The sequence below is a fragment of the Aporhodopirellula sallentina SM41 genome (genome assembly GCF_000346505.1).
In the GTDB taxonomy this organism is placed as follows: domain Bacteria; phylum Planctomycetota; class Planctomycetia; order Pirellulales; family Pirellulaceae; genus Rhodopirellula; species Rhodopirellula sallentina.
This window is the reverse complement of the sequence record NZ_ANOH01000009.1, coordinates 1-19,463: the sequence shown is the minus strand read 5'-3', so window position 1 is coordinate 19,463 and position 19,463 is coordinate 1. Positions and strand designations below refer to the sequence as shown.

General features: G+C 59.1%; 9 protein-coding genes and 1 pseudogene. 6 read left to right on the top strand and 4 right to left on the bottom strand.

What is annotated here, in order from left to right:
• Together RSSM_RS00725 and RSSM_RS00720 are read right to left on the bottom strand one after the other, a co-directional pair.
• Positions 1-2,623 (bottom strand): annotated as a pseudogene (locus RSSM_RS00725) (hypothetical protein); the annotation flags it as partial.
• Entirely contained in the window at positions 2,620-7,248 is a 4,629-nt protein-coding gene (locus tag RSSM_RS00720; RefSeq protein ID WP_008673335.1) for an ICP22 family protein, read from the bottom strand. The pseudogene RSSM_RS00725 and the gene RSSM_RS00720, both read right to left, overlap by 4 nt.
• A gap of 818 nt (positions 7,249-8,066) precedes the next feature.
• Here RSSM_RS00720 and RSSM_RS00715 point away from each other — a divergent pair.
• The 5 genes from RSSM_RS00715 to RSSM_RS00700 all read left to right on the top strand — a co-directional run bounded on the left by RSSM_RS00715 (position 8,067) and on the right by RSSM_RS00700 (position 15,792).
• A complete protein-coding gene (locus tag RSSM_RS00715; RefSeq protein WP_236620857.1) occupies positions 8,067-9,188 on the top strand; it encodes a Gfo/Idh/MocA family protein in 1,122 nt (373 codons plus the stop codon).
• Between the two features lie 11 nt (positions 9,189-9,199).
• Complete coding sequence (locus RSSM_RS34380; RefSeq protein ID WP_008673327.1) at positions 9,200-9,439, top strand: hypothetical protein; 240 nt, start codon at positions 9,200-9,202, stop codon at positions 9,437-9,439.
• Positions 9,440-9,791: 352 nt separating this feature from the next.
• Positions 9,792-10,388 (top strand): RNA polymerase sigma factor, encoded by a 597-nt coding sequence (locus RSSM_RS00710; protein ID WP_160168078.1) that lies wholly within the window; start codon positions 9,792-9,794, stop codon positions 10,386-10,388.
• Entirely contained in the window at positions 10,385-14,503 is a 4,119-nt protein-coding gene (locus tag RSSM_RS00705) for a protein kinase domain-containing protein (protein ID WP_008673323.1), read from the top strand. The genes RSSM_RS00710 and RSSM_RS00705 overlap by 4 nt, the downstream gene beginning before the upstream one ends.
• 248 nt (positions 14,504-14,751) lie before the next feature.
• The gene (locus tag RSSM_RS00700; protein ID WP_008673320.1) at positions 14,752-15,792 is read left to right on the top strand and encodes a hypothetical protein; all 1,041 of its coding nucleotides are present in this window, start codon (positions 14,752-14,754) and stop codon (positions 15,790-15,792) included.
• A gap of 518 nt (positions 15,793-16,310) precedes the next feature.
• Here RSSM_RS00700 and RSSM_RS00695 read toward each other — a convergent pair.
• Positions 16,311-17,834 (bottom strand): MlaD family protein, encoded by a 1,524-nt coding sequence (locus tag RSSM_RS00695; protein ID WP_052335963.1) that lies wholly within the window; start codon positions 17,832-17,834, stop codon positions 16,311-16,313.
• Positions 17,818-18,417: a paraquat-inducible protein A gene (locus RSSM_RS00690; protein ID WP_063708994.1), complete on the bottom strand. Its 600-nt coding sequence runs from the start codon at positions 18,415-18,417 to the stop codon at positions 17,818-17,820. The genes RSSM_RS00695 and RSSM_RS00690 overlap by 17 nt, the downstream gene beginning before the upstream one ends.
• Before the next feature lie 488 nt (positions 18,418-18,905).
• On the opposite strand from RSSM_RS00690, the gene RSSM_RS00685 reads away from it, so the two are divergent.
• A complete protein-coding gene (locus tag RSSM_RS00685) occupies positions 18,906-19,451 on the top strand; it encodes a Gfo/Idh/MocA family protein (RefSeq protein WP_008673309.1) in 546 nt (181 codons plus the stop codon).
• The last annotated feature ends 12 nt before the right edge of the window (positions 19,452-19,463 follow it).

Here is a 19,463-nt window from a genome sequence, read left to right as displayed (position 1 = left end):
CCACCGCTCGAATCAGCCACAACGAACCGACCGGTTGGATCGATTGACCCGCGATCGCTGCGCCGCGATTACCGGGCGGTTTCACGCCGGTCAAACTCGACGGAGCACCTGGACGCTGGGGCGAGTTTTCCTTCTTTTGATCGTTTTTGTTTGTATTATCCGCGGCGTTCTTGGTCGCCGTTTTTGCGTTGGCTGTTTGGGCTGCGCCGGCGGTCGCGTTCGCCGCAGGAGATGGCAGGGCCGTTGTCGCCGCTTCATCCGAATCGTTCGACGCGTCCGCGTTGGAATTGGGCCAATTGTTGTTTTGTCGATAGAGGCTATTTCGTCGGGCCCGAGCGGTCACGTACACCGAAACCCGATTGTCGACGATCTCATTGCCTCCCGGCCAAATCGTTAGCCGCCGTCCCCGGCCGACCGGTGGCCCGGTCGGGACGCTCCGCCGTGCTTCGCCGACGCCCACAAATTCGAACTGAAAACCGTCTTGGATCTCCATCACGATCGGCTTGACCGCCCCGGGAGGCATCTCCACAGTGACCTTCCCTCTTGCCTGGATCGATGTTTCATCCATCTCGAAACGGACCTGATGGTTGGCAAAAACAAGAGCGTCGTTCGGCACGACGGTCATCGACCAGGCTTCGTCCGTTTTCGGTGGCGGTCCCGATGCCAGCCATGTCGACGTGGCATCGCTCGATCGTTCGGTATTCTCCGAGGTTCCTGTCCCACCGATTCGTTCGAGCGGCCGTGCGACATCCGGATCGAGCTGCCGAACGTTCCATCCGTCAGGAAGGTGAATCTCCCGCAGCACGCTCCACGAGGGAACCTCCAATTGCATCTGCCAGGTTTGAGGCGGCACCAGAAAACGTCCGTCCGGGAACCGCGGTTGTGGCAACCGGACCAGCTTCCCATCCTGTTTGGAAACGCCTTCGAATACAAAGGAAACTGTTACGTTCGCACTGGAAGTCGTCTCCATCGGATTCACCGCTTTGTCTTCGATCGGTGCCGTCCAACGCACACGTTCTCCGGTCCACTCGAATGGCACATCAACACCATCGCGGCGAACCGCGGTGACCTCCGCGTCCAACCAAGCCAACTCGGACAAGGCGATTTCGTCATTCGCGTCGAGCGTCATGCGACATGACCAACGCAGATGATTCCCCATCCACCGGGCCTGGAAACGACAACCACGGACGACAGACATCATGTCGAGTTCACTCGCACTCGGCGTCCCTTCCGATGAATCGGCCGACGGTTCTGCTCTCGAACCCGTTGACGGTGACGAAGCCGTTTGCTCCTCGTCCTGGCCTGCCTGCGTTGACTCCTGCGGCGGCAAAGATCGCAGCAAGAGTGTCAACATTTGCCCGGGCGTCGGCTCGATCAGATACCAAGAGCCGTCAAATTCCTGAGTGAAATCGTCATCAGCGTCAATATACTCTTCGACATCCCCTTCAACGTCGTCTTCGACTGCATCACTCGGTTGATCGTCGTTGTTCGCGGTTTCGAACAGCCCGAGTTCTTCAGGCGTTGGCGGACGGTCCATCGGCACAACCGAACCACCGTCGACTTCGATCGTTTCGCTGGCTTGAACGTTAATCCAAAACCGAGTCACGGTGGCTTCGGGGAGTCGCAACTGCCATCGCCGGCCTCGAGCAACATGAGTGCACCGCGCCGTCCATCGGAAATCGATCTTTTCGCCGGGCCGTCCCAAGGCAAAGCAATCACCCGACACGTCGCTGACGATTCGCGGCCGAAGAGCACGATCACCCAATGACGACGTCACCGGATCCTGCGAGTCAACTTCACCGTCGATATTCTCCGCATCGGCATCGACCTGTTCGGAATCAGTATCGTCAACGTCGGAGTCGTCGATGCTGATATCGTCAACGCTGGCCGCATCCTCACGTCCCTCATTGCTATCGATCAACGACAAATTCAGCGGCCCGAGACGATATCGCTGCATCATCGTTGACGGATTCTCTTGATTCGATTGTTCCGCGTCCGGATCGGCGATCGAACCAGGCAACAACAACGTGCTGCGTTCACTCAATAAATGGTTGTCTTGGACGCGAGCGACGACAACCACGTGTTGCACCGGAGCCGGCGAAACCCGAAGCGCCGACTGCGGCGCATCGCGGAGAGCAGCGGTCAGATCTTCGATCGAGATGGGGCGAAAGGACTGCGGGATCATGTCAGCCAATTGCGAGCCATAGACGGCGATCCATCGCGGTTTTCGCCGTCGCCACTGAGAGGTCGCCAGCGGATGATCCGCCTTCATGTGTTTCACCGCAGCAGCAGACGACTCGGTTTCCGCCGATTCGATGTTATCAGACTCGGTTTTATCGGCTCCCGCATCACCGGATCCTGCGTCATCCGCCTTTCCTTCCGAGTCAACCGCAGCCTCGACGTTTTCGCTTGGAACTTCTTCGCTTGGTACTTCTTCGGCTTGAACATCTTCGCTCGTCGCCTCCTGTTCGGTCGCGACCGTGTCTGCTTCTTGTCCGTAGACCGGCGACAGTGCGGGGGGGCAAAGCAGGAAGAATGCCAACGAAGCCAAGACCATCGACCGCCATCGCGGTTCATGGTGCACCGAAGACGCTCCTGCGAGGGAACGAGATGTGGTGATCACCGGACAGCCTCCGACGAACCCGGATCGGAGACGTCCAACACATCCGAACCAGACTCCGGTTGGCCGCCCGGTGCATCTTCCGGATTCTCGCCGGCAGGTTTCCCGAGGCTGTCGGGTTTCCCGGGACTGGCAGGTTTCGCTAGGCTAGCCGTTGGCATTCCCGACGGGGACGAATCCGCGGCGGCAGGCTGATAGCGAGGATCGAAATCCTGCGTCTCGGTCGGTGATTCACGCGAGTCGCGGCCCGAAGATTTTCCGGGAGCGAGCGGTGATTCGCCACGTCGTGATCCGTCGCCTCGGCGCGCCCCTTCGCTATGGCGCGACCCTTCGCTGCGACGCGAGACACTGTCTCTGCTCGAACCACGTGATTGCAGAACCCGTTGGCCGGTACGCGGCACCGCAACCGCGGAAACGGCGTAGAACACCGCGACGAGTGTCAACGAAATCATCACCAATTGGGCTGTCAAAACCACGCCGTCCGGCGCGACCACGAGCAACCCCGCCAACGCGATCGCCAACACGAACGCGACCAACGGATGGTGCAAAGATGGGAACCATTGAAACGCTGCGGCGAGCAACAAAACCAAACCGCCCACGGCGAGCCACAAAATGGTTCGTGACACCGTGATCGTGTTGAACGAAAACACATTCCCGGCAAAGAACAGATAGCGATTCCCCGGTACGGTGAACGTCGAATTCGACATCGACTCGCGGATCGCCGCCTGCAAGATCGCCTCGGCCGACCTCGTGCGGTCCGCCCCGGCGACTCCTCCGTTGGATACTCCGTTGCCGCTGCCGTCGGAATTGCCCGATGCATTAGGACTGCGTTGCGGCAGGGCCACCGAAATGCCGTCGCCTAATTGCCAATCCAAATCCAATGCCCACCGGATCAATGCCGCGTCACTGATCGCGGGCACTCGAGCCATCCTCAATCGGTCGCGTTCCCACCGCATCGCTTTGCCGGATTCCGAGGACGCCCAAAATAGATGCGAGTCCGCTGGGACGACCAGTTGCCAATACTGCAGCCCCGATCCAACCGGCAAACGGATCAACGGTTCGCATCGCGACCACCACGGGTTGTTGGGCTCTTCCGTCCAAATCCGCACGTCGAGTAAGTGAGTGTCCGGTGTCGTGTTGCCCGATCGCACCGACAACTCGGACGTTCGCGATGATGTCGTAGCGGGCTGTGTGCCGAGCGTTCCACTCGCGGCGGCTTCGGACGCGTTCAGATCGAGCGGCACGAATTCGTTGCGTTCGGGAAGATCGATCCGCAGACCGGTCGCATCTCGCGTACTCGCCACCGGGACTCCATCGAGCATCACCTCGACGCGAATGGTCTGCAACGTCGCCGGCAATCCGAGACGCACACGACGCCCGCCCCGCACCGACGCGAGCAAGTGTTCGTGACGGAACTGCTTCCCAACCAAACTGCGCAAATAAGATCGAGGGATCTCGGTCAGCCGCTCTTCGCCCACCCGGCTGCGTAGAACGACCGGGATCGGGAAATCAGGCAGCACACGAAACGTCCAACGGTTCGCACGATCCGACGCGTTCGTTCGCACACCGGCATCATCCAGAGACGACTCCCCCGACGAGGTCTCGCCCGAGGACGATTCGACCATCCACTCGAAACGACCGGCTTCCCGCAAGTTGCCCAGCACGCCATCGCTTTCGGGCAACACTCGCCAGAACCCGCCTGACGAATCGGTCACGCCGATCGGCATTTCAACCCGCAGCGGTGCCTTCAAATCAACTTGGTCAGCTACCGGGCTCGGGATCGTGATCAGGCTCGCGATCTCGCCACGCGACACCGGGCTGTCCGGCATCCCGGAGTTCTGCAACTGGCGAGGCGATGCGACGATCGGTGGTTGAAAAACCAATTCAATGCGGTGTGTCCCCGAGTCGAGTCTCGGTGAGACGATTTCAAATCTCTTGCTGCCCGCGAATGCATTCGAGTCCGATGGTCCCGCGCTGCGGACGATCGCCGGTCCACCGTCAACGGTCGCCAACCACTGCCCGGCTTCGTCGACTTCGGTATCCGCCGCGTCGTTGCCGGGATCGGCTTCGCCTGCATCGGATTCCGAATAGATACTCTCCGAGGACGATTCCAAATCGGACGTCTCGCCATCGTCGGACTCATCCGTCGATTGGTTTGACGGATCGCCGGACGCGGAGCGTGCCTCATCGCTTACTGGATCGATATGAGGGATCGAGAAACGCAAACGTCCTTCGAGGTCCAACGGGCTCGTGATTGTCCAAACCGATCGTGACAACCATCGATCGCTCGTTTGCGTCATCGCGACTTCGCCGGTCCACTGCAGTTGCAGTGGCCGCGATGCGAAACTGCCCGTGAGCGTCCATGGTGACTCGGGGCTGAGGATTCGAAACTTCGAATCGGTCTGCCCACCGATCCGCTGCAGCGTCGGACTTTCGGCCAAATCCACCAACCAGGATTCACGTCGGCCGTCCACGACCGTCAACTGCACGTCGCTGAGCACGGTGCTCGCGTCCGTCGTCAAAACCCGTGGCAGCACCAACGATTTGAAATCGTCCGTTGTCGCCGAGGCCAACAACTCAGCCGTGATTCGGTAACGCTCGGGCCATTTCCCGTCCGGCGTATCAACCTGCCATTCGACCAATTCTCCCGTCGTGCTGATCTCCAGTGACGCGTTGCGGCTCTCGGTCGTGATCCCCAACAATCGCCAAGGTCCGGTTTCCAAACGCAACCCCTTCGGGTCGATTCCACCGCTGCCCGCACGCAGGTCGATCTGCACCCGAGCGGCACGGCGAGTCACCTGCAACTCGGCTTCGCCCGTCAAACGAATCTGCTGCTGTTTCCCCGACAACCACACCGGCAGTTCGAACCGTGTTTGCGTGAACCGAAACGGGTACACCAATTCGCCGCTAGTTTCACCGGCCTGCTGGGAAACAATCGCATCGATCCCCAGTCGTGGCCGCCAACGCAGGCGATGATCACCGGCCGTCCGGATTGTTACCTGACCCCGGTGACCGATCGCGCCGGCGACCTGCGGCACGGTCAACACCCACGGGTCCGCGGCGGTGGCTTCAGGAGGAAACTGCCGCAGTTGCAATCGCAAACGAACCGACGATGGTGCCTGACTGTCGCCCCCTCCCGCCCAACGGACGTTGATCTTGGTCGCCGGAACAACGCCTCCGTTTCCACCGCTGCCTCCCGATGAATCGCCGCCGTTGGCCGCCGGGTTGTTTGCTTGCGCGGCCGATGCGTTTTCATCCGGCGACGCGCCACCGGAGCGAGTGATGCTGATGTTCCACAACGACGCGTCGGCGGTACCATTGGTTGCACCGGAACCGGCCGCATCTCGACCGTCCGAGCTCGTCGCGATCACTTCGGGAGGCGACACCAACACCGCCGCGGCAGGCAAACGGATCTCGCAACCGCCCAGCGGTCCACGTAGATTCCTCGCCATCAAACGCACATCCATCGATGGCGGCTCGGTCGGCGATTCCCACTGCAACTGCGTTTCCGATTCGACCTCGATCAGGTCACCGGCGTCGCCCGATGGCCCCGCCGCAGCCACCCATCGCAACGCGACGAGGCCTCCGTCACATTCGATCACAAAGACGTTGGTAGATTCGATCCGCCGAACCACTTCTCGGCCCGAACCGACCACGTCCAACGAAGCGATCGAAACCGAGTCGTCGTCGATCGGTCGCAAACGCATCTGCATCGTCGTCGGCACTTGTGGCAATTGAACAGGCAACCACGCTTGTCGAGGAGGAGTCGACCACAACCGCGCTGACATTTTGAGCTTGACGCGAATGAGCGGCGGTTCGCCCGGCAGCGTCAGGGGATCGAGTACCGATTCAGCTGGTATCACCAACTGATATCCCGCGGCACCACTCCACGGATTGCCCCCGTTGCCGATCGCCTGCCGCAGCGTCCCGGGAAACGTGGTCGGCAACGAAGATGAATCCGACGCGTTCGCCGGTATCGGTCCCAACACCGCCGACGTCTCGGATAACTCTGGGCCCGTTCCCGATCGCCCCACCACCGAAAACTCCGACGGAGGCGGCAAACGAACGTAGGCCCCGGGAACGATTTTCCCAGAAAGCTGATTTTCCCCCGAAGACTCTGTTTTCCCCGAAGGATCCGCTAGGCCGCTGCCAACATCCTGCTGTGTGTCCCCATTGAGCGAACCGGCTCGGACAAATCGAACGTCCGCCGCCTCGATCAAGTGAGCCCCGGCGAAACCGAGATCGACCACCACCGAACGCCCCGCCAGTTCGCGCACCGCGGCCGATTCCAAACGGACGATCAAGTCCGCCCGCCAGTGGGCTCGTGTCGGTTCAACGGTTCCGTCGATCGCCAATCTTTCGAGAGTCGCCGCCCGGTCTCCCGATCGCATCCCGCGGTCGAGCTTTCGCAGACGGTCGATCTCCTCAAAGGACATCCGCGGCATCACCACGGGCGTGTTCGATTCGTCTTGAAAAAGAAACGCCTCGGGCTGAATCCCCTGCAACTGCTCCGGCCACGGATTGGCCTGATCGAACAACCCCGGCGGCGGCAAAGTCCCCGGCCCCTGAGCGTCGACACGAACCGATCCCGGTACCGCGAAGAACGCGATCAACAGGAGGAACGACACCCATCGCCCAGTGAACAGGCGTGCGGGACCCGGCCTCGAACGATTAGCGGGTTCGAGAGACAAAAAAATCACTGCGAAAACCAGTGCGGCGAATCATCACGCGGCACACATCAATGCGGACCCGACGCGAGAAATTGCATGGAAGGAAAAGGATTAGACAAGAGCGGAGGCCGGCAGGGTACCGGCAGTCCGCATTGTCCACTCAGTCTACGCAAATTGGCTGACCGGCAAAGCGAATTCTGCCTTTTTGGTAGGCCTAGCCGCATAGCGACTGACGATTTTATCGATACAACTGCCAAATCCTTCCAATCACCTCCGATTCAGGACGCGGGATGCGCCCGAGCGGTTCGTCCCGCCCACCTGCCGCCCTCGGAAAACCGCCCACCTCGTGCCCGCCTCCCCCGCAGGGGCTGCCACCGGCGAACGGCTCTCGAACAAGGCACTCAAAACCGGGCATTCAAAACCGGGCATTCGGGACCGGCCCGCACCACCGGACTCTCGATTGTGCGCGTATCCAACAGAACGCTTTGCGAATCGCCCGCGCAGCCTTCTCGGACACGAAGTTTGCTGAAACCACCCTAAAAGCAGCTTTGGGAAAATCCCGCCCCGATCGACGTGCGAAGACAACGCATTTCGTTTACAATCTGTCTCACTCGCCCCGCTCGCGACGACCCACACCGTGTCGTTGGATCGAGTTCAGCCGAGAACACGAGACGCCCGCAAACGGCGGTCTCGTCCCTCCAACGTTTCCCACCCCTTCATAATCCCACCGAAGCATCGGCGGCGATTGTTGCTAACTCCATTGATCCGAGAACAACATGGAAAACTCGAAGCAGACCTCCGCGCCCTCATCCATCATCACCCCCACGTCCGCAATCGAAACTCCCGATTCCCGCCGTGGCTTTTTGAAGAACTCATCGGTAGTCGCGGGCACCGCCCTCGGTGCCGGCGCGGGCCTCAGGACGATGGCGGTCCCCAACGCTCACGCCGCCGGTGATGACGTGATCCGTTTTGTCGTGATCGGATGCGGTGGGCGTGGAAAAGGTGCCGCCGCCAACATCATGAACACCAAAGGCAACGTTAAACTCGTCGCTGTTCATGACGCGTTCGAAGGCAAATGTCGCGAAGCCCTCAACCAACTCTCCCGTCGCCACGGCGATAAAGTCGACGTGCCCGAAGACCAAATCTTCACCGGGCTCGACGGATACAAGAAAGCCATCGACGTCGACTGCGATCTCGTCGTGATCGCAACCCCACCGGGTTACAAACCACAACAGTTCGAATATGCCGTCGCGAAGGGACGTCATATCTTTATGGAAAAACCGGTCGCGACCGACGCCCCCGGTGTTCGCCGTGTTCTCAAAGCGGTGGAAGAATCCAAGAAGAAAAACCTGATGGTCGGCATCGGCCTGCAACGACGTCACGAACCTTCGTACATGGAAACCGTTGCCCGCATCCACGACGGTGCCATCGGTGACGTGATCTCGCAACAGGTTTACTGGAACGGTGGCGGCATCTGGTACAAGAACAAAACCAATGACCAAACCGAGATGGAGTTCCAAACCAACAACTGGTACCACTTCAATTGGCTCTGCGGCGATCAAATTTGCGAACAGCACATCCACAACCTCGACGTCGGTTGCTGGGTCAAGGGAGCCTACCCGGTCGAATGCAACGGCATGGGCGGTCACCAACAACGTGAAGGTGGCGACGGTTCCAAATCGCAAATCTTTGACCACACGTTCTGTGAATACACCTTCGCCGACGGCACAAAATGTTCAGCCAAGGTCGCCACCTTCGCGGAGCATGGAACCACGTCGGCGAGTTCGCCCAAGGCACCAAGGGGACCGCAAACCCGAACGGCAAAATCAACGGCGAGAACGCGTGGGCGTTCGAAGGCAAACGCGTCAACGGTCACCAACAAGAGCAACACGACCTGATCGAAGCTCTGATGCGGGGCGAAATCTACAACGAAGGCGAATACGGCGCGAAGTCCACCTTCACCGCGATCCTCGGCCGCGAGGCTTGCTACTCGGGCAAGATCGTTCGTTGGGACGAACTGCTCGAGAAAGGCCATGACCTCGCTCCGGGCATCGACGAGTACACCCTCAAGTCGACCCCACCGGTCGTCCGCGGCGAAGACGGCAAGTACCCCGTCCCAACCCCGGGCAAATACAGCCCGTTTGCTTAACGGACGTCGCAGCCAAACCGGCCGCGTCTGACTCCGATCTGAATCACCGCCGATGCGGCTGCCCTCCGGGACAGCCGCATTTTTTTGTGTTCCGCTCGCCCGCTGTGCTACCCGCCTGCAATCTGCCCTGATCAGACTCGCGCTCCTCACGCCGGGGAATTCTCACATCGGTATTCTCAGATCGGAATTCGCGCTGTGACGAAACGAAACCCGTGATCCTCACATTCCGCAACCGCGTACGCTCATCTTTCTGCCGTATTCATTTTCTTGACCGCTCGGGGTCACAAGCATCCACCTCGGGCTACAATGGCACTCGAACACGCCCCGTGAAATGCCAACCCGATGTGCCGCGATGGACGAACAATCTGTCATCCTCGTCGACCGATGCCGCCAAGGCGACCAAGCCGCCTCGCAAGAGTTATTCGATCGATATGTCGCACGGTTAATCACGATGGTGCATCGCCGGATGAGTTCGCAACTCAACCGCCGAGTCGACGCCGAAGACATCGTTCAATCCGCATTTCGCAGTTTCTTCGTCGGCGTGGAAAAGCAAAAGTTTCAAATCGATCAAACCGGCGACCTGTGGCGATTGCTCGTCGTCATGTCGCTAAACAAACTCCGCCGCCGGGTCGCCCATCACCGCGCCGCCAAACGCGGTATGGATGCCGAGCAATCGGTCGCGAACCTGCCCGGCGACGAAAACGTCCGTTGCTTCGAAGCCGCCGCGATGGAACCATTGCCCGACGCCGCGGCCGCCGTGATGGAAGAATTCGATCACTTGACCAGCGACTTGGATGAACACCAAATTGAAATCGTGCGGCTGCGGATGCAAGGTTTTGAAATGACCGAAATCGCCGAACGAGTCGGCCGCAGTGAACGGACCGTTCGCCGACTGCTCGAGAAAATGCGGTCGCGTTGGCGTGAACGTCTCGACACATTGGCAACATGAGTTCGGCTGAAAACCCAGGCACGCCTGACGACGAATCGCCTAGCGGATCACCGTCCGACTCGCCCAGTAATGACCTGCCCAGCGTTGGCAAGCCCAGTGATGGCAAGCCCAGTGATGGCAAGCCCAGTGATGGCAAGCCCAGCGATGACCTGCGCGAAGAAGCCCTGCTCGATCAATTCGAATCGCAGTGGCTCGATGGGTGTCCGCCCGAAATTGATTCGTTCCTCGACAACCGTCTCAACGAACACAACGACGACGCGAACTTTCGCGAACAACTGCTCGTCGAACTCGTGCGGATGGACCTCGAGTACCGGTATCGTTCCGCCGATCACGATGCCAAACCCCTTCGGCAATACCTCGCCGAATATCCCTCGATCGTGCTGACCGCGGACTTAATCGAAGACGAATGGCGACTGCGGAAACGTCACGGTGAGTTACCGTCGCTCGAACAATGGCGTGACGAGTTCCCACCGGACGCGTTCGATTCCCCACGCGCCCACGCGGAGTTCAGCCAGAAACTGCAAACCTGGTTCTCGGAACTGGACGCGTCATCCACTCCATCGGACACGTCGTCGGCTCCATCATCGGACGCGACATCGACGCCTCCGAGCACCAATGAAGACCCACTGCACACGCTCGTCGGTTCTTCGAACGTTGCCGTCACATCGGCGGAACCCACCGACAGTTGGCTGGGACTGCGGCCACGTTTCAAACGCGAGAAACTGTTGGGCGAAGGCAGCTTTGGCGTCGTTTGGAAAGCCTACGATCAACAACTCCAACGAAACGTCGCGATCAAAACGCTGCACCCGGAACTCGCCAGCAACCTGGCCCACCGGGACGCCCTCGTCGCCGAAGCACGCACCGCCGCCGGTCTCGACCATCCCGACCTGATGACGATCTATGACGTCATTGTCGACGCCGAACACGTCCACCTCGTGATGCGGATGGTCGATGCCGAACCGATGGACGCCTGGTGGACCGACTTCTGCCGGAACGCGTCCAACCCCGACGAACGAGTACTCGCTGGCGTGATGGCCCGGATCAGCCGTGCGGTGCATCACGCTCACCTGTCCGGTTTGATCCACTGCGACCTCAAACCACAAAACGTGCTGATCGATTCACGGGGCAACCCAACGGTGCTCGACTTCGGTTTGGCGATTCGCCGATCCGACCAAGAGACGCTCGAGGGAAAGGTCTTCGGAACGCCCGCCTACATGTCGCCCGAACAGAGCTTTGGCGAAACGCACCACCTCGATGGCCGCAGCGACGTGTGGAGCCTCGGTGTGATGTTGTACCGATTGCTCACCGGACAACTCCCATTCAGCGGTTCGACAACATCGCATGTTCTCGAAGCCATTCAAACCCGCAGCGTCGTGCCGCCCGGGCAACTCCGTGACGACATCCCTGACGAGCTAGCAAAAATCTGCCTGCGTTGTCTGTCCAAACGAATCGATGACCGTTACGCGACCGCCGCGGAATTGGCCACGGAACTGCAGCGGTTCGCCGACGAAGCACTCAGTTCGATGTTGCATTCAGCCCAGTCGACCGGGCCGGGAAGACTCGTCGGTTGCCCGTGGAGTGAACCGGATTTGGTCGGCCGAGATCAGATCATTGATTCCGCGGTCGAGTGGCTCGGGCAGGAAAACAACCGCCTGCTGACGCTCACCGGAACCGGCGGAATCGGAAAGACGCAAACCGCGGCCGTCATCGCCAAACGTCTCGCGCCGCAGTCATCCGGTGACATCATCTGGGTTGACGCCGCCACCGCGATGGACGCCGACCAACTCGCCTCGTCCATCCTCGCCGCACTCGGGGTCACCCAACAACCTAACGAACCCTCGCGTCGACGCGTCGCCCAAACGATCGCCGTTCGCGGACCGTTGACGTTGGTGATCGACAACGTTGAACAAATCGTTCGAACCGCGGCGGAACAGATCAACGATTGGCTTTCCCGCAACCCGGCCCTCCGTCTGCTCGTCACCAGCCAACTGCCACTGCGGATTCGCGGTGAACGCGTCGTCACGCTTCCGCCGCTGAGCACGGACGACTTCCGCCAAGCAAGTGAACTGTTCATTCGCCGCGCCGAAGCGGTCAAACCAGGGCTCGAGATCACTCCCGCCGGACAGGACGACATTCGAGAGATATGCCGAATTGTCGACGGCAACCCGCTCGCGATCGAACTGGCCGCCGCTCGTGTCGGCGTTCTCACGCTGAGCAATCTCCGCAAACGACTCACCCGTTCCTTCGGTGTTCTCAAAAGCAATCGAGCCGATCTCCCGGACCGCCATCGAACGCTCAACAGCGTTGTGCGATGGAGTGTTGACCTGCTCAACCCAGGCCAACTCACCACCCTCAACGCACTGGCAATCTGGCCGGCTCCGGTGCCGATGGCGATTGCCGAAATCCTCATCGAAGCTCACAACGAATCCTCGCCCCTTTCGCAGTCCATCGATGACGACCCGTTGGACTGGATCGACGAGCTGCGGGAACGTCAACTGCTGCGGCTACGTGACGACGACGAAACGATTCACATTCACGCCGACAACACCGTGCGCCGTTATGTTCTTGACACATTGCCGGTCGAGACTCGAAACCAAATCGCCGCCGGGATGCTCGACTCGCTGTTGCAAGGCTCGATTCCGCTCTCGGAAATCGATGCCCGGCATTACGCGACCAACCTTTGGGCAGCCGCGTCCTGGTTGACCGAAGCGGACGGATCACTCAGTGACGATCTCGCCTCGAAATGCGTCCGAGCCATCCTGACCGCCGACCGTATCGGTGCCGATCAACTCGACAGCCGCCTGCGAATCGAACGGATCGAAAAGGGACTCACATTCAGTTCGAGTGTTGATCGGATCGAACTCATGGTGCGCCTCGCCGACGCCAAACGCCTCGCCGGACAAACCGATCACGCCGAACGGCTGTGTCGTGATTTGCTCGAGTACTTTGCCTCCCCTGAATCTCGAGAAGACGTCGACCCGGTCGCCGCACTGTCGTCCACTCCAGCTCCGCGTGGCCTCGAATTGGAAGTGGACACACGTTGTTTGTTGTCTCAGATCCTCTTCCGACACAGTCGCGGATCAGAAGCCGTCGGGCTCCTCGAACCGATCCTCGCCCCGTCCAACGAATCGCAAATTGATGACGCCACCCGGCTCGAAGTTTTGCTCGAACTGATCGAAACCAATCGGCGTCTCGGCCACCTCGACAAAGCCACCGAGCTGCTCGAACAAGGACAAGCCATTGCCGACTCGGTCATGGGCGACGCACTCAGCCCATTGGCCGGCCGACGAATCACCGGAGCGGTCGCGGACTCGATCAAACGGTTTGTCCCCGGCCTCACGGTGCAGGAGGGCAAGATCGCTTTGCAACGTGGACGGATCGCCGAAGCACGCAACCTGTTCGATCACGCACTGCGGCAACAAACGCGCGTCGAACATCGCTCCGACCCGCGACACCTGCAACAAGCCTTGCTCGGTCGCGCCGCCGCGTCGGCCGAGAGCGGTGACTTCGAATCGGCCGAACATGACTACGATCGCTGCCAGAGAATCAGCCGCCGGTTGGGTGACCTGCCGACGCTCGCGCAGTCACTCAATAACCGAGCACTCGCCGCCGATGACGCGGGAGACAGCCGCCAGTGCTGCGAAACGCTGAATCAAGCACTCGAGATTTATCGTCAACTCGACGACTACGTTGGCATCGCCATCTGTCTCTCCGCCCGCGCCGCGGCGTTATTGCAACTCGAACGTTTCGAAGAGTCCGCCGAGATACTCACCGGACCCGAAGTCACTCGGCACATCCCTCCGGACTCACTCCACCAAGCAATCGTGTGGGGCGACCTGGGAACCGCCTACCGTCGACTCGGCCGGTTAGAAGACGCCGAGCAATGTCTCGACGATTGCATCGCCAAACTCGACGAACTCTGTGTCGGGCAATCCGCCGAACGTTTGCTCTACGAAGTCGAACGCTGCCTCGTCCGTCGCGACCTCGGTGCTCAACCGGCGATCAACCCGAACGATCACGATCGCCTTTCAATCCTCGTCGAACATTGGCAAAACGAAAACGCCACCCGCAGCCGAGTGCGACAGGCAATCGAAGACTTCGCCAACCTTCTATAAATCGAACCGAGCCCGCTACACGAGCGATCGTCCCCCGTTCGTTGGCATGCACTTTGCGTTCTCTTCTGTTGATAACAACGGTCGGCTAACTGCCATCGCGACGACCGCGGCGCCTTAGAGGTCGCCCATCGAACATTCTGTATCGATGGCCATCAACCACTCGTTCTCACACGAGGAACGAGGCCCGACCGCAATGAACGACGCCACTACTTAGTGGGCGTTAACAACTCATCAATGGAGAAAACCACATGTCAACTATCAATCAAAAACGCAACAAACTCCGCACCCTTATCGCCTGCGCAGCGATCACGATCGGCCCTGCGACTGCGATGTCAAACGTGTCCGCACAAACAGGTGACTTCGACCGCGAAGACCAAGGCAGCAAAGTCGAAGACGATGCTTGGTATGACGTGTCCGAGTGGTTTGACGGCAACGACTACAACCCAACGGACGAAGCGATCGGTCGCTGGGACGATGAAGTTTGGTCGTACAGTGATGCGAACAACAGCACCGACTCTGACAACGACGATCTGATCGTCGATGCCAGCACCTTTTATGGTGGTGACTACAACGAAAGCTACGAGTCGTTTGAAGATCGCGATGAGGATGGAAACTACGAACGTTCGTCACGCTACATCGACAGCGACGGAGATTATCTCAACGACGCGTACGTCACGTACGAGGATGCCGACAACGACGGCATGTATGACACGTACGACTACAACCAATTGTCGCAGACCACTCAGTCCGCCGTGCATCCAAGCAAAATCGCACAGTCGGTAAAAGAAGGACTGAGCGGCAAACAACATCAGGTAAGCGGCACGATCGAAGAACAGAAAATGGTTCGCCGACTCGACAGCCTCGCGTTGATGCTCCACGTCCAACGAGACAACGGCGATACGATCTGGGTTGACCTTGGATCGGAAAGCCTCGGCACGCAACTGTTCCAGGGTGATCGAGCCCAATTTCATGGCCCGATCGTCAAGCGAGGCAACAAGGAAGTCTTGCTCGCAACGAAGGTCGCGATTCCAAACGCCGGTTCGAAAAAGATCAACCGCGTAGGCCACGAATACAACGGCGTCGTCGAGTCCACCAAAACGGCCAAGGTCCGCGGACAAGAGCACCACGTTGTGAAACTAAAGACCGACAGTGGCAAGAAATTGACCGTCGACATGGGCGATGTCAGTAGAAGTGAAGTGCCTGAAAAAGGCGACGAAGTTTCCGTTACCGGCGTCGCTGTGAAAGTCGGCGATCGCGTCATCCTCGTCGCAGACCAAAACCGGTCATAATCCGCACGAACATTCTGACGCAGCGCCTTCCTCGGGTAGGCGGTAGTGGATCTTGTTAAAGATCCTCACGCAGCAGGATCTTTAGCACGATCCACTACCCGAAAATGGTACTGCCAGGAACCGCTAGAGCGTTCTCAAAAATGACGCAGTCGATGACGCCAGGTTTCGAAAATCTGAACTCCGACGAATCCAGTTACAACGATCGGACACGTCAAATCTGAGAACACGCTAAAAAACACCAACAGCAACAGAAAAACCGTTCGCGTATTCGAGAACACCGCCGCTCACTATTGGTGAGCAGCGGTGTTTTTTTGTTGCTTCACCCCATGCAAGAACTGCTGGTAAACTCATCAACCGATCGGCGTTAGCCGCGGTTCACGGGGACAACCGGGGTGAACTCCCTTCGGCTAATTGATCTGCAAGATTCCAAAAATCTCTGTCCCTTTTTACAGCACGTCGATCGCCGCGCTCCGTATCCGCAAATTCCCACACCCCCGCTCCTTCCGCTCAGCAAAGGTTTACTTGGTCGCAGAAACGTCTGTTTGATCGCTTTCACTCCCGAGCAGCGAATTCACTCGAACGATCACCGTCTCATTTTCTCGAACGACCAACATCCCAATCAGTTTTTCGTCCGCCGCGGCAATCACAGGTGCGCCGTTCCATACATCCGCACTCATAACGGTATCCAGCACCCGCCACTGATCGCCATCGGGGCGCAATTGATCCCGGCCGATCATTTCCGTGATCATGATTTCGCTCGATAGCGACGACGAATCCGATCCCACCGCCCGCCACGACACCGCATAAACATCCTCCGGCGTGGACGAGACTCTCAATCGCTCCGGACGTATGTTCGCGCTCGCGAATTCGCCGGCATCGATCGCGAAACCTGCGACCGCCGGCCCGCTCCGTTTCAGACCTTCGACCGGAACGGGAAGGGTCGCGTCGCCATCGAGCACGTTGATGCGAAATGAGTCATCCACCGCTTCCTCGCGCGCCCGCAACACGTTCGCCGGCACCAACAGAGCATCGCCGCCCTCGGGCATCGAAATCACCAACGCCCAACTCGACAGCGACTTCGACCGGGCGATTCCAAAGAAGCTTTCCGTCCAATCGGCCCGCACCCGAATAGCTTTGGGAGGATCACTCGCAAACTGGTTGATCGCCGCCGCCCGGTCGATCCATTCTTGTTTCATTTTGCGGTGCAACCGAAAAACTTCGCCCGGCTGAACCGCTTCACCTGGCTGCACCGGAGCCGGCGTGATGAACGCGATTCCTCCACGAGCGATCGTCGACAACGATTCCGCCGACAATTTCAACCCGCTCATGCCGAGATCCATCTGCACGCCGCTCGTCACCCAAAACTTAGAATCTTTCGACAACAGCGACAAATGCCTCGCATCGATTTTCACCCGAGTATCCACGTGCCGTGCATCAGGTGACAACGAACTACCGAGCACTTGCCCCACCTCGATCCCACGGAACGACAGCGGAGACCCAGGATTGACGCCCCACCGATCATCGCCACGCAAAACCACCTCCATGCCGCCCCGATCCGCTCCCAACGGTGGTGGTGTTTCGAGCCCGTCAAATTCTGTTTGACGTTGGCCGGAATCGCCGGGGATGACACTCAAATACTTCGACCCGATCGCGGTTTCTAAACCACTGATCCCTTGCACGTTCACCTGCGGCCGCACGATCCAAAACCGAGAACCTTCGCTCGCGATCATCGCCGCATCTCGTTCCAAGATAACGTGCACGTCGATGCCATCGAGTTCGCCACGCAGGTTTAACTCGCCGACTCGACCGACCTCGATCCCCCGATACATGACCACGTCGCCCACCTTGAGCCCGTGCCCTCGGTCGAACCGAATTTTGACCCAGACTCCCGGCTCATCGTACGCCGCATAGGTCAACGCGACCGCGAGGATCGCGCACACCAACGTCACGATCCACATCGGCGACCACGCAAGCGTGCCGATTCCACGTTTGCGGGCAACCACATCAGACTCCGGGAAACCCGTTTCACTCATACGATTCATCCCAGATCGAATGGGGATCAAAAGACAGCGAGGCGATCATGCTCATCACCACACACAACGTGAATGCGATGACCGCGGAACCAAAATGGAACTCAACCAAATCACCGAGTTTGACCAGCATGACCAGAAACGCGAGCAACATGACGTCCATCATGCTCCAACGACCGAGATGCTCCATCGCCCGCAACGTCAACGCCTTGTGCTTGCGATGCAGCAGTTCGAGCAAGCTCAACTCAATCAGCAAGACGATCTTCGCGAGGGGAAAGATGATCGAAAACAACAGCACCACGCCACCGACAAAGTAACTACCGTGACGAAACAAACCGATCGTCCCGGTCAAAATGCTCTGCTCACTATGCTGCCCCAATTGCTCGACTTCGAGAATCGGCAACAACACCGCAGGCCAAAAAAGAACGAACGCCGCCACGGCAGCCGCCGCCGTGCGACTGGCACCGACCTGAGACGATTGGCCCGTCGAGATGGTCGAACGACACCGCGTGCAGACTGCTCTCTCATCTGTGTTCAACGCCGGAACATGATGGATCAAACCACAGCAATGACAGGCTCGATAGGGTTGAGTCATCTCGTTCACTCCACCGTCCCGCATGGACGAAGACGAACCCACACAGCACAGGTTCTCAAAACACAGCCGAACACAGCTGCACGACCGTCACGAATCTATCCGCCCGCCCTCCCTCCACGCAAGCCACAGCAAGCCCAGGCAGAGTCCGCCCCAAAACAATCCCCAATCAAGAACGGTCCATACAAAATCCGCCGCCTCTCGCCGCGACTTTGCGTCTCTGCGACCATGCGCCCCCGCGTCAAAAACATCTCCCATTCCAATCCGCCCAAATCCACCCCACCACAATCCCAACACCCGAAATCGCCTCCAGGGTTTACTCCAACGACCTCCCCCAACTCTCTGCCACTCGGCGTCAACAAACACCAGCCAGCCAACCCCAATATTTCCTCACGAACAAACCCTCTCCCCACAAAGCAAACCCGGCCGCAAACGTGCATAATGAGCCCTATCTCGGTAGATCATTCCCTGTCCCCACAACTGGCCCACCCATGACAATCAATCGACGTAACTTTCTCAACGCGACCGCATCACTGACCGCCGCCGCTACCGTTGGCGTTCACACCTCATCCGCGGCTGAATCCAAATCCACCGTCAACTTTGCGTTGGTCGGACTGGGCTCGCTAAGCACCAAACAGATCGCCCCCGCACTTCAAAAGACCCAACACGCCAAACTCGCGGGCATTGTCACCGGCACGCCGAGCAAAGAGAAAACGTGGGCCGAAAAGTACGGCATCCCGCAGCACAACATTTACGACTACGACACGTTCGACAAACTCAGCGAGAACGAAGAAATCGACGTCGTCTACATCGTCCTGCCCAACGGCATGCACCATGAGTTCACCATCCGCGGAGCCAAAGCAGGCAAACACGTCCTGTGTGAAAAACCGATGGCGAACTCCGCCCAAGAGTGCCGTGAGATGATCGCGGCCTGTGACGAAAACACCGCAAACTCGCGATCGGTTATCGATGTCAATTCGAACCTCACCATCAATACTGCATCGAGACCGCTCGACAACGAAACGTTCGGCGCTTGAAAGGATCGGAAG

Excerpts from the sequence above, each read along its gene's own strand:
- RSSM_RS00715 (WP_236620857.1), top strand. The coding sequence starts at position 8,067 with ATGGAAAACTCGAAGCAGACCTCCGCGCCCTCATCCATCATCACCCCC.
- RSSM_RS34380 (WP_008673327.1), top strand. The coding sequence starts at position 9,200 with ATGCGGGGCGAAATCTACAACGAAGGCGAATACGGCGCGAAGTCCACC.
- RSSM_RS00710 (WP_160168078.1), top strand. The coding sequence starts at position 9,792 with ATGGACGAACAATCTGTCATCCTCGTCGACCGATGCCGCCAAGGCGAC.
- RSSM_RS00705 (WP_008673323.1), top strand. The coding sequence starts at position 10,385 with ATGAGTTCGGCTGAAAACCCAGGCACGCCTGACGACGAATCGCCTAGC.
- RSSM_RS00700 (WP_008673320.1), top strand. The coding sequence starts at position 14,752 with ATGTCAACTATCAATCAAAAACGCAACAAACTCCGCACCCTTATCGCC.
- RSSM_RS00695 (WP_052335963.1), bottom strand. The coding sequence starts at position 17,834 with ATGAATCGTATGAGTGAAACGGGTTTCCCGGAGTCTGATGTGGTTGCC.
- RSSM_RS00690 (WP_063708994.1), bottom strand. The coding sequence starts at position 18,417 with ATGACTCAACCCTATCGAGCCTGTCATTGCTGTGGTTTGATCCATCAT.
- RSSM_RS00685 (WP_008673309.1), top strand. The coding sequence starts at position 18,906 with ATGACAATCAATCGACGTAACTTTCTCAACGCGACCGCATCACTGACC.